This is a genomic window from Micromonospora sp. NPDC049801, assembly GCF_040656575.1.
Lineage (GTDB): Bacteria > Actinomycetota > Actinomycetes > Mycobacteriales > Micromonosporaceae > Micromonospora.
This window is the reverse complement of record NZ_JBFAMS010000002.1, coordinates 137674-150830: the sequence shown is the minus strand read 5'-3', so window position 1 is coordinate 150830 and position 13157 is coordinate 137674. Positions and strand designations below refer to the sequence as shown.

The 13157-nt window shown below is 72.3% G+C and carries 15 protein-coding genes; 9 read left to right on the top strand and 6 right to left on the bottom strand.

The features are described 5' to 3' along the window. Window positions 1-26: 26 nt before the first annotated feature. Window positions 27-824: an exodeoxyribonuclease III gene (locus tag AB0I89_RS04210; RefSeq protein ID WP_357119878.1), complete on the bottom strand. Its 798-nt coding sequence runs from the start codon at window positions 822-824 to the stop codon at window positions 27-29. A 72-nt stretch (window positions 825-896) separates the two neighbouring features. Then, entirely contained in the window at window positions 897-1817 is a 921-nt protein-coding gene (locus AB0I89_RS04205; protein WP_355050254.1) for a PAC2 family protein, read from the bottom strand. Window positions 1818-2218: 401 nt separating this feature from the next. Between AB0I89_RS04205 and AB0I89_RS04200 the strand changes: the two genes are divergently transcribed. The 3 genes from AB0I89_RS04200 to AB0I89_RS04190 all read left to right on the top strand — a co-directional run bounded on the left by AB0I89_RS04200 (window position 2219) and on the right by AB0I89_RS04190 (window position 4122). Continuing rightward, entirely contained in the window at window positions 2219-3067 is an 849-nt protein-coding gene (locus AB0I89_RS04200) for a peptidase M23 (RefSeq protein ID WP_357119875.1), read from the top strand. 106 nt (window positions 3068-3173) lie between these two features. Further along, window positions 3174-3320, top strand: coding sequence for a hypothetical protein (locus AB0I89_RS04195; protein ID WP_355237852.1), 147 nt, complete (start codon window positions 3174-3176; stop codon window positions 3318-3320). Between the two features lie 46 nt (window positions 3321-3366). Next, entirely contained in the window at window positions 3367-4122 is a 756-nt protein-coding gene (locus tag AB0I89_RS04190; protein ID WP_357119872.1) for an EcsC family protein, read from the top strand. Window positions 4123-4145: 23 nt separating this feature from the next. Here AB0I89_RS04190 and AB0I89_RS04185 read toward each other — a convergent pair whose 3' ends face one another. Then, window positions 4146-4997: a GDSL-type esterase/lipase family protein gene (locus AB0I89_RS04185; protein ID WP_357119869.1), complete on the bottom strand. Its 852-nt coding sequence runs from the start codon at window positions 4995-4997 to the stop codon at window positions 4146-4148. A 190-nt stretch (window positions 4998-5187) separates the two neighbouring features. Here AB0I89_RS04185 and AB0I89_RS04180 point away from each other — a divergent pair, with 190 nt between their 5' ends. From AB0I89_RS04180 to AB0I89_RS04160, 5 genes are all read left to right on the top strand, one after another. Next, window positions 5188-5451 carry a DUF6343 family protein gene (locus AB0I89_RS04180; RefSeq protein ID WP_357119866.1) on the top strand — a complete coding sequence of 88 codons (264 nt, stop codon included), beginning with the start codon at window positions 5188-5190 and terminating at the stop codon, window positions 5449-5451. A 13-nt stretch (window positions 5452-5464) separates the two neighbouring features. Next, window positions 5465-6880 (top strand): NADP-dependent succinic semialdehyde dehydrogenase, encoded by a 1416-nt coding sequence (locus AB0I89_RS04175; protein ID WP_357119863.1) that lies wholly within the window; start codon window positions 5465-5467, stop codon window positions 6878-6880. A 104-nt stretch (window positions 6881-6984) separates the two neighbouring features. Further along, the gene (locus AB0I89_RS04170; RefSeq protein WP_357119860.1) at window positions 6985-7950 is read left to right on the top strand and encodes a TIGR03885 family FMN-dependent LLM class oxidoreductase; all 966 of its coding nucleotides are present in this window, start codon (window positions 6985-6987) and stop codon (window positions 7948-7950) included. 37 nt (window positions 7951-7987) lie between these two features. Further along, complete coding sequence (locus AB0I89_RS04165; RefSeq protein WP_357119857.1) at window positions 7988-9562, top strand: Na+/H+ antiporter; 1575 nt, start codon at window positions 7988-7990, stop codon at window positions 9560-9562. Continuing rightward, the gene (locus AB0I89_RS04160) at window positions 9559-9816 is read left to right on the top strand and encodes a UBP-type zinc finger domain-containing protein (protein ID WP_357119854.1); all 258 of its coding nucleotides are present in this window, start codon (window positions 9559-9561) and stop codon (window positions 9814-9816) included. Before AB0I89_RS04165 ends, AB0I89_RS04160 begins: the two co-directional genes overlap by 4 nt. 3 nt (window positions 9817-9819) lie before the next feature. On the opposite strand, the gene AB0I89_RS04155 is transcribed toward AB0I89_RS04160, so the two are convergent. The 3 genes from AB0I89_RS04155 to AB0I89_RS04145 form a co-directional block, all read right to left on the bottom strand. Further along, the gene (locus AB0I89_RS04155; protein WP_357119851.1) at window positions 9820-10350 is read right to left on the bottom strand and encodes a GNAT family N-acetyltransferase; all 531 of its coding nucleotides are present in this window, start codon (window positions 10348-10350) and stop codon (window positions 9820-9822) included. Between the two features lie 13 nt (window positions 10351-10363). Continuing rightward, on the bottom strand, window positions 10364-11593 hold the full coding sequence (locus AB0I89_RS04150; protein WP_357119848.1) for an MFS transporter: 1230 nt from the start codon (window positions 11591-11593) through the stop codon (window positions 10364-10366). Between the two features lie 83 nt (window positions 11594-11676). Next, complete coding sequence (locus AB0I89_RS04145; RefSeq protein WP_357119845.1) at window positions 11677-12243, bottom strand: DUF222 domain-containing protein; 567 nt, start codon at window positions 12241-12243, stop codon at window positions 11677-11679. Between the two features lie 98 nt (window positions 12244-12341). Between AB0I89_RS04145 and AB0I89_RS04140 the strand changes: the two genes are divergently transcribed. Further along, window positions 12342-12998 (top strand): HAD family hydrolase, encoded by a 657-nt coding sequence (locus tag AB0I89_RS04140; protein WP_357119842.1) that lies wholly within the window; start codon window positions 12342-12344, stop codon window positions 12996-12998. Window positions 12999-13157 lie beyond the last annotated feature (159 nt).

Here is a 13157-nt window from a genome sequence, read left to right as displayed (position 1 = left end):
CGGCCGTGCGGCGGGAGCGCCGGAGGTCAGAGCCCCTCGACCGCCGGAACGAGGTCCGCGTCGACCACGATCGGCGCGTGGTCGGAGGGGCCCTTGCCCTTGCGGGCCTCCCGGTCGACGTACGCCGAGCGGACCGCGCGGCTGAACGGCGCGGAGGCGTACACCAGGTCGATTCTCATGCCCTTGTTCTGGTGGAACATCCCCGCGCGGTAGTCCCAGTACGTGAAGGGGTGCGGCCCCTTCATGGGCGTCGGCACCACGTCGTTGAGGCCCAGGTCGCGCAGCGCGGCGAGGGCGGCCCGTTCGGCCGGGGTGACGTGCGTGGAGTGGGTGAACACCGCCGGGTCCCAGACGTCGGCGTCGGTCGGGGCGACGTTGAAGTCACCGCAGACGGCCAGCGGCCGGCCGCCGGCCAGCTCCGCCTCCAGCGCGTCGCGCAGCGCCGCGAACCAGGCGAGCTTGTACGCGTAGTGCGGGTCGTCGGGCGCGCGCCCGTTGGGGACGTACACCGACCAGACCCGCACCCCGTCGCAGGTGGCGGAGATGGCCCGAGCCTCCGGCTCGGGAAAGCCCGGCTCGCCCGCGAAGCCGACGCGGACGTCGTCGAGGCCGACCCGGGACAGGATCGCGACCCCGTTCCAGCGGCCGTCACTGTGGCTGGCCACCGTGTAGCCCAGCTCGCCCACCTCGGCCACCGGGAACGCGCCGTCGGGGCACTTCGTCTCCTGCAGGCAGACGACGTCGGGACCGGTGTCAGCCAGCCATTCCAGCAGCCGGGGGAGCCGGGCCTTCACCGAGTTCACGTTCCAGGTCGCCAGGCGCATACGTCCACCCTGCCGTATCCGCCGCCCCGACGCCGCCTCACACAGGTGCCGGGTCGCCGGCACGCCGCCGGATCAGCTCCCGGGAGTGTCGCCGGGGCGGGTCTGTTCGGCCAGGAACCGTTCCAGCTCCGCGCCGAGTTCGTCGGCGGTGGGTAGCGGGCCGGCGTCCGGGGCGAGAAGGCTCCGCTCGCCGCGTCCTCGGGCGAACGCGTCGTACTGCTCCTCCAGGGCCTGGACCAGCGCGGCGGCGTCCTCGGTCTGGGCGACCTGCCGGTCGATCTCCACCCGGACCACCTCGGCGGCCGAGCGCAGGCCGTCGCCGGGCAGCAGCAGCCCGGTGCTGCGGGACACGGCGCTCAGCAGCACCTCGGCGGCGGCCGGGTACTCGGTCTGCGCCACGTAGTGCGGCACGTGGGCGGCGAAGCCGAGCGCGTCGCGGCCCTGCTCGCCGAGGCGGAACTCCAGCAGATGGCCGACGCTGCCGGGCACCTGAACCCGTTGCAGCCACGGCTCGTACCCGCTGATCAGCTCGGGACGGGTGGCGTGGGCCGTCACCCCGGTCGGCCGGGTGTGCGGGACCGCCATCGGGATCGAGTTGAGCCCGACGGTGAGCCGTACGTCGAGCCGGGCGGCGAGCCCCGCGACGGCGGCGGTGAACCGCTCCCACTGCAGGTCCGGCTCGGGGCCGGTGAGCAGCAGGAAGGGCGTCTCGTCGTCGTCGTGCAGCAGGTGCAGCTCCAGCTCCGGCGCGTCGAAGCTCTCCCAGTGGTCCTCGTTGAAGGTCATCACCGGTCGCCGGGAGCGGTAGTCGAAGAGCTGGTCCACGTCGAAGGTGGCGATCGGCCGACCCTCGAGCGAGGTGAGCAGTTGCTCGCGGGCCAGCCGGCTGGCGTTGCCGGCGTCCACGAACCCGGTGAGGGCCTGAATCAGGACCGGCTGCCCGAGGTCGGGCAGATCGTCGGTGAGCTGGTAGAGCTCGTGTGGGTCGAGCACCGGTGCGGACCTCCCTGGAATGTGCCTGTTCGGGTGCCGTCGCGACGGACAGCACTCGGTTCGGGCAACGTACCCGCCATCCTGGCGCATTCCTGCGTCGGGCGATCCGTCGCCCGCCCGGTGGGCACGATCGGACGAACCACCCGATTCCGCCGATCGGCCGATGGGCGGTTCGGCCCAAAGGCCGAGTTTGTCGATCATGTCGGGTCGCGCGGACCGATGTCCATCTCTGTCGCGGTCCGTGCCGGCCTGTACGCCCCGCCGCTTTCCTCCGGTACGCGAGGTTCGTTCCTCGGGCGGGTCGAGCGGCATCGCTCGTCCACCGGTGGCGCCTGTTTGTGTGGCGATGACCACGTGATCACCGTGCGTGATCGGGGCTTCGGTCTGCCTAGCCTCGGCTGATGCGTGACGACGGCACCCTCGACGACCCGTACGCCCCGAGTAGCCCCACTGCCGAAACAGCGGAAGGCACCTCAGCCGAACGGACAACCGCCGCGAGTCGGCTTCGGGCGTACGCCCGCGACCTGAGCGGCCGACGCCGCGCCCAGGTGGCGCTCGCCACCGGCGTGGTCTGCTGCCTCGGTCTGGCCACCGCCGTGCAGGTCCGGGACCAGGACGCCGGCGCGCAGTCGCGCGAGAAGACCGCCGGCGTCGAGCTGGCGGAGCGCGCCGAGCAGCAGACCGCATCCCGCGGGCTCGACCGATCGGCGGCCCCGTCCGCCACCCCGTCGACGTCCACCACCCCCGCCGACCCGGACGCCACCCCCCGCGCCCGCAAGGTCGCCCCGGCGAAGCCGACCCGCCCGGCGCCGGTGGCCGGTCTGGACGAGGACCAGATGGAGAACGCCGAGGCGATTGTCCGCGCCGGCCGCAAGATGGGCATTCCGCGCCGTGGCCTGGTCATCGCGGTGGCGACCGCCATGCAGGAGAGCAACCTCTACAACGTCGCCAGCGGCGTCCTGCCGGAGTCGCAGGACTACCCGCACCAGGGCGTCGGCTGGGACCACGACTCGGTCGGGCTGTTCCAGCAGCGCTCCAGCAGCGGCTGGGGTCCGGTCGGTCGGTTGATGGACCCGGAGTTCGCGACCCGGCAGTTCCTCACGGCACTCGAACAGGTGCCCGGCTGGCAGCAGATGCGCCTCACCGATGCCGCGCAGGCGGTGCAGGTCTCCGCGTACCCGGAGTACTACCAGCAGCACGAATGGCGGGCCACCCGGGTCGTCGACGCCATCGTGCCGACGGGGCGGTAGCCTACCGACCACTATGGACGGTGAGGGTTGAGCCTGTCGCGTCCCGGGTACATCCGTTGCGGGTTCGGGGTACACATGACTGAGGGATCACCGACAGGAGGACGTTATGTCTCTGATGCAGCGGATCAGCACTTTCCTGAGATCGCCCAAGGGCCAGCAACTGGTGGACCGGGGTCGGCGCGAGCTGGCCAAGCCGGAGAACCAGCAGAAGCTCAAGGGGTTGGCCACCCGCCTGTCCAACCGCCGTCGCTGACCGCGCCACCGGCCGTCCTGCCCGTACCCACCCCTGGGGAGACCCGGTGACCGACACCCCGCCCACCGGCGGTCAACCCGCCGCGCCCACCCCCGAGCCGTCGGCCGACCTGCCGGTCGCGCCGCCGGCCACCCCCGAAGGCCCGCCGGCGCGGCTGTGGGACCGGATGCGTGACGATCCGCAGTACGCCCCGGAGCACCTCGCGCTGGAGGCGGTACGCCGACTCGGGCCGGAGGCCGCGCAGTGGGCCGCCCGGGCCCGCAACGACCACCCCGGTGTCTCGTCCGACGTCCTGGCCGACCAGGCGGTCCGCAAGTTCGTCAACCTGGCCCGCCTGTCCGGGGCGGTCTCCGGCGCGGCCGGGCTGCCCGGCGCGGTCCTCGACGTCGGCGTGCTGGCCTGGACCCAGGCGCGGATGGTCCTGCACGTCGCCGCCGCGTACGAGGTCGACCCGCTGCACAGCGACCGGGCCACCGATCTGCTCGTGCTCCAGCGGGTGCACAAGGTCGCCGAGAGCGCCCGCCTGGCGCTCGGGGTGGCCGCCGGCCGGGAACGCGCCGACGCGCTCTTCGGCCTGGGCGGTCAGCGTCCGCTGGGCCGGGTCATGTTGCAGCTCGGCGTCCGGCTCGCCCAGATGGCCGGTGTGCGGGCGGCCAAACGCGTCATCGCGAAGATCGTCCCCGGGGCGGCAATCGTGCTCGGCACCTGGGCCAACTCGTCCGCCACTAAGGACCTGGCCGAGCGCTCGCGGGCGCTCTACGGTCGCCGCGGCACCGCCGTTCCGGAGCCCCGCCACCCCTGATCGGTCCGCTCGCGCGGGCGGACTCAGTCGGCCAGTCCGGAGGCGCGCCAGGTCACCTCGGCCAGGCGGTCCTGACCGCTGGCGTTGGGGTGGAACCAGTCCAGCGGGTTGAGCAGGTCCAGGGTGAAGCGCACCCGGTGTGCCGCGCCGCCGTCGTGCCGGCAGCGCGAGCCGTACGCCCGGCAGGCCGCCACCAACTGCACGTTGTACGCGTCGATCCGCTCCCGGACGGCGGCCCGGCGGGCCTTGTCGGCGGCCGCGTTCGACGTCGCGTTGGCCAGCAGCGCCGGACAGATGCCCCGCTTCCACGCGCGCGTCGCCCGCCCGTCGGTGTGCCCGACCTCCCAGAGTCGGTACAGATCGGGGATGCTCACCACCAGCACCCGGGCCTTCGGTCGACCGGTGCGCAACGCCCGCAGGCCCCGGTCGACGTCGGTACGGAACGTGGTCACCGGGGTCATCGCGTCCACCCCGCCCCGGCAGATGTCGTTGGCGCCGATCAGCACGGTGACGTAGTCGGCGCGGTCGCGTACCGCTGCCTGGGCCTGGCCTTCCAGGGCGTCGGCGCGGGCGCCGGGCCGTGCGTGGTTGTACGCCCGGCCACGGATCGCGGAGTCCTGGTCGAGCAGTCGCCGGTAGTGACTGTGTACCCGCAGACCGTCCCCGGTGGACCACGAGTTGCGTTCGCAGGAGGTGAGGACCAGGCAGGAGGCGAAGCCGGTGCTGATCGAGTCGCCGAGCGCGGCGATGCCGCCGGGGCCGCCGGACGACGGCGCGCTCCTGGTGGGGCGCGGTGCCGCCGATGTGCCACCCTCGCAGGCCAGCGCCACCAGTGCGGCGAGGCAGGCCAGGGCGGCGATCCAGCGTCGAGGCATGACATCCCCTGTCTCGCAGCACAGAGCGACAGCGCGGTAACTCTATGCGCTGGACCCGGTTGGGCGGGAAGTTGCTGTCGGGTATGCGGCGAAGAGGCCTCGGACCTGCCGTCGGGATGCTATAAGTGCCGCCGCGCGTGGAGTCGTCGGCCACCGGTTAACACCCCCGATCGCGGGTAGATCGTGGGGTATGACGAGATCGCAGCCCCGGCGCGCCCGTGGCACGGTCGGGCACGCGTACAGCGCCCTCAACCTGCGGCTCACCCTCGCCAGCTTCGGACTGGTGATCATGGTGATCTTCGCGGTGCTGGCGTTCTGGGTCGGGATCGCCTGGCTCGGCGTGCTCTGCGCGATCCTCGCGGTGGTCGCCGTGGTCGATCTGGTCGTGATCCAACGCCGCCGCGCCGCCCGCCGCCGCGAGGAGCCGGGCGTACGACACTCGCTGTTCGAGTGACAGGAGAAGCGAAATGCCGCACATCGCCACCACCAACCCCGCCACCGGTCAGGTGCTCAAGACCTACGAGGCGATGTCCACCGAACAGCTCGACGCCGCCATCGAGCGCACCGATCTCGCGTACCGGCAGCTGCGCGGCACAGGCGTCGAGGAGCGCGCCCGGTGGATGAACGCCGCCGCCGACCTCCTCGACGCCGAACGGGACGAGATCGCCCGGATCATGACCACGGAGATGGGCAAGACGTACGCCGCCGCGCAGGCCGAGGTGACCAAGTGCGCCACGGCCGCCCGCTTCTACGCCGACAGGGCCCCGGCGTTCCTCGCCGACGAGCCGGCCGACGCCGCCGCCGTGAAGGCGACCAGGGCGTTCATCCGCTACCAGCCGATCGGCGTGGTGCTCGCCGTGATGCCGTGGAACTTCCCGCTCTGGCAGGTGATGCGCTTCGCCGCCCCGGCGTTGATGGCCGGCAACACCGGCCTGCTCAAGCACGCCTCGAACGTGCCGCAGACCGCGCTGCTGCTGGAGGACGTGTTCCGCCGCGCCGGCTTCCCGGAGGGCGCGTTCACCACCCTGCTGGTCGGCTCGGACGCCGTCGAGCGCATCCTCGCCGACCCCCGGGTACGCGCCGCGACGCTCACCGGCAGTGAGGCGGCCGGGCGGTCGATCGCGCAGATCGCCGGGCGGGAACTCAAGAAGACGGTGCTGGAGCTGGGCGGCAGCGACCCGTTCGTGGTGATGCCCTCGGCGGACCTGGACCGTGCCGCCGAGGTCGCCACCACCGCCCGCTGTCAGAACAACGGCCAGTCCTGCATCGCCGCCAAGCGTTTCATCGTGCACACCGACGTCTTCGACGCGTTCGCCGAGAAGTTCGCCGCGAACATGGCCGCGCTGCGCGTCGGCGACCCGATGGACGGCGACACCGACGTCGGTCCGCTGGCCAGCGAACACGGCCGCGACGAGGTGCACGCCCAGGTGCGCGACGCGGCGGAGAACGGCGCGACGGTGCTCTGCGGCGGTGAGCTGCCCACCGGCGACGGATGGTTCTATCCGCCTACCGTCGTCACCGACCTGACGCCGCAGATGCGGATGTGGTCCGAGGAGGTGTTCGGGCCGGTCGCCGGCCTGTACCGGGTGTCGTCCTACGACGAGGCCATCGAGGTGGCCAACGGCACGAGCTTCGGGCTCGGGTCGAACGCCTGGACCAGGGACGCGGCCGAGCAGGAGCGCTTCGCCACCGACCTGGACGCCGGCAACGTCTTCGTCAACGGCATGACCACCTCGTACCCGGAGCTGCCCTTCGGCGGCGTGAAGAACTCCGGCTACGGACGGGAGCTGTCCGAGCTGGGCATGCGGGAGTTCTGCAACACCAAGACGGTCTGGGTGGGCGAGGGGGCGGCGTCGGCCGGCGCCGGCGCGCACGCCGAGTAACACCTCCGCTTGAAAGGAAGGGCCCCTTATTAGACGCGGAGCGTTAATAAGGGGCCCTTCCTTTCAAGCATCAGCGGGCGTCGTCGTGGGTAGGAGATGCGCCCATGACGACGTTCGGGTTCCACGCCTCCCACGAGCAGATCAACCCCCGCGCCCTGCTGGAAGCGGTGATGCACGCCGAGCGGGCCGGCTTCGACGCCGCCATGTGCTCCGACCACTTCTCGCCGTGGAGCGAGCGGCAGGGTGAGTCCGGCTTCGCCTGGTCCTGGTTGGGCGCGGCCCTGCAGGCCACCGGCATGCCGTTCGGCGTCGTCAACGCCCCCGGCCAGCGGTACCACCCGGCGATCATCGCGCAGGCGATCGGCACCCTCGGCGCGATGTACCCGGGCCGGTTCTGGGCGGCCCTCGGCACCGGCGAGGCCAGCAACGAGCACATCACCGGTGACGTGTGGCCCCGCAAGGACGTCCGTTCCGCCCGGCTGCGCGAGTGCGTGGACGTGATCCGGGCACTGCTGGCCGGTGAGGAGGTCAGCCACGACGGCCTCGTCCGGGTCGACCGGGCCCGGCTGTGGACCCGTCCCGAGGAGCCGCCCGCGCTGGTCGGCGCCGCCGTCAGCGTCGCCACCGCCCGCTGGTGCGCCGAGTGGGCCGACGGCCTGATCACCGTGAACGCGCCCGTTGAGCACCTGCGGGCGATGATCGACGCGTACCGGGACGCCGGTGGCCGGGGACCGCTGCACCTCCAGGTGCACGTCTCCTGGGCGCGGGAGCAGGCACAGGCCGAGGCGATCGCGTACGACCAGTGGCGCAGCAACGTCTTCGCCCCTCCGGTCTGCTGGGACCTGGAGACCGTGGAGCACTTCGACGAGGTGTCCGCCGACGTACCCGCCCAGCGGGTCGCCCAGGTGGTGAACGTCTCGGCGGACCTGGGCCGGCACGTCGGCTGGTTGGAGGAGTACGTGGCGCTCGGCTTCGACCAGATCGCCCTGCACCACGTCGGGCAGGAGCAGCGCGGTTTCATCGACGCGTTCGGCGCCGAGGTGCTGCCGAAGTTGCGTCCGGCCGGCTGATCGGGCGTCGACCACCCGCCCCCTAGGCTCGTACCCCATGGAAAGCCTGTTTCCGGTCGTCGTCTTCCTGGCGATCGCCACCCTGGGCGCGGCCTTGGCCCGCCGGCTGGGCCTGCTCGCGCCGATCCTGCTTGTCGTACTCGGATTGGCCCTGTCCTTCCTTCCGGGCTTCCCGCAGATCCACCTCGAGCCGGAGTTGGTGCTGATCGGCATCCTGCCGCCGTTGCTGTACGTCGCGGCGCTGGAGACGTCGGTGCCGGCGTTCAAGAACAACATCCGGCCGATCCTGCTGCTCGCCGTGGGCCTGGTGCTGTTCACCGCGTTCGCGGTGGGCGTCGTGCTGCATCTGCTGCTGCCGCAGGTGCCGTTCGCGATCTGCCTGGCCCTCGGCGCGGTGGTCGCGCCGCCGGACGCGGTGGCCGCCACCGCGGTCGCCCGCCGCGTCGGGCTGCCCCGCCGGGTGGTCACCATCCTGGAGGGGGAGAGCCTCGTCAACGACGCGACCGCGCTGGTGCTGCTGCGGGTCGCGACCATGGCCACCATCGGTTCGACCGTCGGCACGGCGGACGTGGCCGTGGAGGTGCTGCGCGCGACCGGCGGCGGCATCCTGATCGGCGCGCTCGGGGCGGTCGTCTTCGGCTTCCTGCACCGGCGGATCAGCGACCCGCTGCTGGACAACGCGCTGTCGTTGATCATCCCGTTCGCGGTGGTGTTCACCGCCGAGCACGTGCACGCCTCAGGTGTGGTCGCCGTGGTCGTCACCGGGCTGGCCCTCGGCCACAAGCTGCCGCAACTGCTGTCGGCGGCGTCCCGGTTGCAGACCGGGGCGTTCTGGCGGTTGGTGCGGTTTCTTCTCGAAGGGCTGGTCTTCCTCCTGGTCGGGCTGCAACTGCGGGACGTGCTGCGGAACCTCGACGAGCCGGCCGGCTCCCTCGTCCTGATCACCGTGGCGGTGTTGGCCACCGTCTTCCTGACCCGCTTCGTCTGGCTCTTCCCGGCCACCTACCTGGCCCGGCTGGTCCCTCGGATCCGCCGCCGCGACGCGGCCCCCTCCCCGAAGATCCCGATCATCATCGGCTGGGCCGGGATGCGCGGCGTGGTGACGCTCGCTGCCGCCCTGGCCCTGCCGTTGACGCTGGCCGAGGACGAGCCGTACCCGCGGGCCCTGTTCATCTGGCTGGCCTTCGCGGTGATCGTGGTCACCCTGGTCGGTCAGGGGGCCACCCTCCCGCTGGTCGCCCGCCGCCTGAAACTGCCCCAGGACGACCCCATGCAGGACGCGTTGTCCGCCGCTGGCGTACAGCAGCAGGCCAGCCGGGCAGCGCGGGACCGCCTGGAAGAGCTGGCCGACAGCGCGCCCGCCCCCGTGGTGGACCGGCTGCGCCGGGTGCTGGAGGACCGCACCAACATGGCCTGGGAACGGCTCGGCGGCGACGAGCGGGAAACCCCTTCACAGGCGTACGGTCGGCTGCGACAAGAGATGATCGACGCCGAGCGGGACGTCTTCCGAGCTGCCCGGGACTCCGGTCGCATTCCCGAGGAGGTACTGGTGCAGGCCTACCGTGACCTGGACCTGGAAGAGTCGCTGCTGCGGCAGGAGGTGGAACAGTGAGCTGTCAGCATCTGACCGAGGCCGGCACCGCCGAGCCGCTAACCCCCGACGAGTGCGCCGACTGCGTCGCCATCGGCAACACCTACTGGGTGCACCTGCGTACCTGCCTGAGCTGCGGGCAGGTCGGCTGCTGCGACTCGTCGCCGAACCAGCACGCGAGCAAGCACTTCGCGTCCACCGGTCACCCGGTGATCCGCTCGGCGCAGCCGGGCGAGGCGTGGCGCTGGTGCTTCGTCGACGAGGAGATCGGCTGACGTTCAGTCGAGCCGGCGCACGAGCAACTGCCCCGGCCACGGCTCACGCCCCGACCGGACCACGGTGAACGGTTCGGTCGGGGTGAAGCCGCAGCCCTCGTAGAACCGGACGAGTGCCCGGTCGTCGCCGCCATAGCAGTCCACCCGCAACAATCCCAGCCCGCGTGCCCGCGCCACCTCGGCGGCGTGCTCCAGCAGTCGGGCCCCGATCCTCAGCCCGGCGTGCGCCCGGTCGGTGACCAGCAGCCGGACGTACAGCTCCGGCTCGGTGGCCGGGGGCACGTGTTCGGTGGCGTCACCCACCACCAGCGCGCCGACGACACGGTTGCCCCGCATCGCCAGGTGCAGGCCGCCACTCGTGGCCCACTGATCGGCCCGGGCGATCTGGCCGGGATCGGTGGAGGGCTGCCGCGTGCCCCACTGCCCGGTCCGGCCGCGCTCCACCAGCCAGGCGGTGGCCACGTCGAGCAGCCGCAGCACGGCCGGGGCGTCGTCGGGGCCGCCGGGGCGGATGGTGATCGACTGATCGTTCATGCCCGGCATCCTGCTACACCCGGCGGGTGTTCAGCGCCCACCGGGTCAGCGCCGGGATGATCAGACCCGTCACGGCGAACAGCCCGGCGACGGCCAGCCAGCCGGCCGCCCCGCCGTCGATGATGACCAGGGTCAGCAGGGCCGGGGCGACGGCTCGGGCCAGGCCGGCGAGCATCCCGTCCACCCCCTGGTACGCGCCGACGGCTCCCGATGGGGCGAGATCGTAGGCCAGCCCGGCTCCCGCAGCGGCGTGCCACAGGTCTCCGGCGGTGTAGACGGCCGTGGCGAGCAGGAGGAGTGCGACCGCCGCCGTGGTGGGCAGGGCGACCGTGGTGGCGTACAGCAGCATCGCGGACGCCAGTACCAGGCCGGCGCGGCGCATCGTCGCCGCCGCGGGGACGGCGGTGTCCGCGCCCCGGCTCAGCCGCACCGCCAGCACGACGGTCAGCAGCGTGTTGGTCAGCAGCACCGCCGACACGACGGGCGGCGGCGCTCCGGCCACGGTCACCGCCCACAGTGGCACGACGAGCGTGAGAACTGTCTGGTGCATAGCGAGCAGCGCCGACGCGCCGCTCACCACGAGGAACCGGCCGTCGCGCAGCGCTCCTCCCCGGCCCAGGACAGCACCGGTCGCGACACGTGGCATCGGCGGGTAGGCCGGCAGTCGCAGCAACAGCGCCGCCGACACCAGGTAGGTGACCGCGTTGCCGACCACCAACAGTTGGTACGCCCGGTGCGTGTCGACGGCCAACGCGAACCCGGCCAGCCCGGCCCCGACGGCGATGCCCAGGTTCGCCACGGCGCGCAGCGTGGCGAAGGCGTGTACCCGCCGCTGCGGACCAGCGACGGCCGCGACCAACGCGGCGCGGACCGCGAGGTTGCCCGAGGCCAACAGCAGTTCGAGCACCGCGACGGCCAGGAAGACCGTGAACGAGTCGACCAGCAGGTACGTCGCCCCCACCGCCGCCTGGAGGACCTGCAGCGCGGCTCGCAGCGTGCGCGGGTCGCGCCGATCCGCCAGGGCGCCGAGCGGCACGCTGGCGGTCAGCCCGACCAGTCCGGCGACGCTGAGCCCGGCACCCACCTGGACGGGGGACAGCCCCACATCCCGGGTGAGATAGAGAGCCGCCCCGGTCAGCCACAGGCCCGCGCCGACCGAGTTCGCCAGGGTCGCGAGCGCGAGAGTGCGCAGTCGCCCCGCCGGTGGTGACGGCGCGACGCCGGTGTCGCCGATGACCGTCATGGTGGCGACGTTAGGCAGGACCTGCGGAGTCGGCAGTCCCGGACGACGCGAGGCTGGTCACACCAGCAGCCCGAGAGCACTTGTCACCACGGCCTGCCGCGGTCGGCCCGGCGCGCCTCGGCCTCCAGGGCTGCCCTGGCGGCAGCTTCGGCAAGCTCCGGGGCGACCTGGTCGAGGACCCGGGTGCCCAGCTTGCGCAGCACGGTCGGCTCGAACTTGCCGGCCCACTCGATGAGGACGCCGACCGCCTTGTCGGCCGTCTCGGCGTCAGCGGCCGTGTGCACCGTCAGGACGGTCTCGCCGATGACCCGCGCCTGCTCGACAGTGATGTCTCCGTTGGCCAGCGCGGCGCGCACCCCGGGCGCTCCGGCATCGAGCGCCCCAGCGACATTGACCAGTCGGCGCGCGGTGGAACCGTCGAGCCGCAGCCGGTCCCGCAACCACACTGCCGTCGACGACGTGCCCTGCGCCCGGGGCGTGCCGCGGCCGTCCACCTCACGCACCAGCGCCAGTTGCACGGCCGCCAAGCGTTGCGCGAGCCGGTGCGCGGCGTCGAGGGCCGCGACGAGATCGTGCTCGGGGAGGGTCCACACCGCCGCGTCGAGGCAGTCGGCAACCGCCGCCTCCGCCCGCGCCAACCCTTCCACCATGGACCGAGATTAGAACAGGTGTACGACAATCCAGGGCTGGGTCGTGCGTCGAATGCGCCTATGATCATCGATGATCGCAGCGGGACGGGAGAGATGGGTTGATCAAGGCGGTCTTCTTCGATGTGGGCGGGGTGATTCTCGACGAGTCCCGCGAGTTCGCGGCCTGGGCGGACTGGTTCGGCGTCCCGCGGCACACGTTGTCTGCCGTCTTCGGCGCGGTCGTCGCGAGGGGCCTGGACTACCGGGAGACGTTCCGGACCTTCCGGCCCGACTTCGACCTGGAGGTCGAGCTTGCCCGTCGAGCCGCCGCCGGGCAGCCGGAGACGTTCGGCGCGGAGGATCTCTATCCGGACGCGCAAGGGTGCCTCGCCGCCCTGCGCGATCAGGGTCTGCTGGTGGGCCTGGCCGGTAACCAGCCGGCCCATGCCGAGGCGACCCTTCGCTCTCTCGACCTCGAGGTGGACGTGATCGGCACGTCGCACTCCTGGGGCGTGGCGAAGCCGGCGCCGGCCTTCTTCGACCGGGTGGTGGCCGAAGGCGGCGGCGATCCGGCCTCGATCCTGTACGTCGGCGACCGGCCCGACAACGACGCCCGTCCGGCTCAGGAGGCCGGTATGAAGACGTGCCTGATCCGGCGCTCCCCGTGGGGGCACATCCTCGACATGCCAGCCGTGGCCGACCGGTGCCTGTTCCGCATCGACTCGCTGCACGAGCTGCCGGCCCTGATCGCCGCACACAACAGCCGAGCCGACTAGCCGCGCCCGACAGCCGAGCCGACTAGCCGGGCACACCGAGCCGCGCACACCGAGCCGCGCACACCGAGCCGCGCACACCGAGCCGCGCACACCGAGCCATGCACACCAAGCCGGAAACAGCAGGCCGAGAACAACAAGCCGAGCATGCCAGGTCGAGCG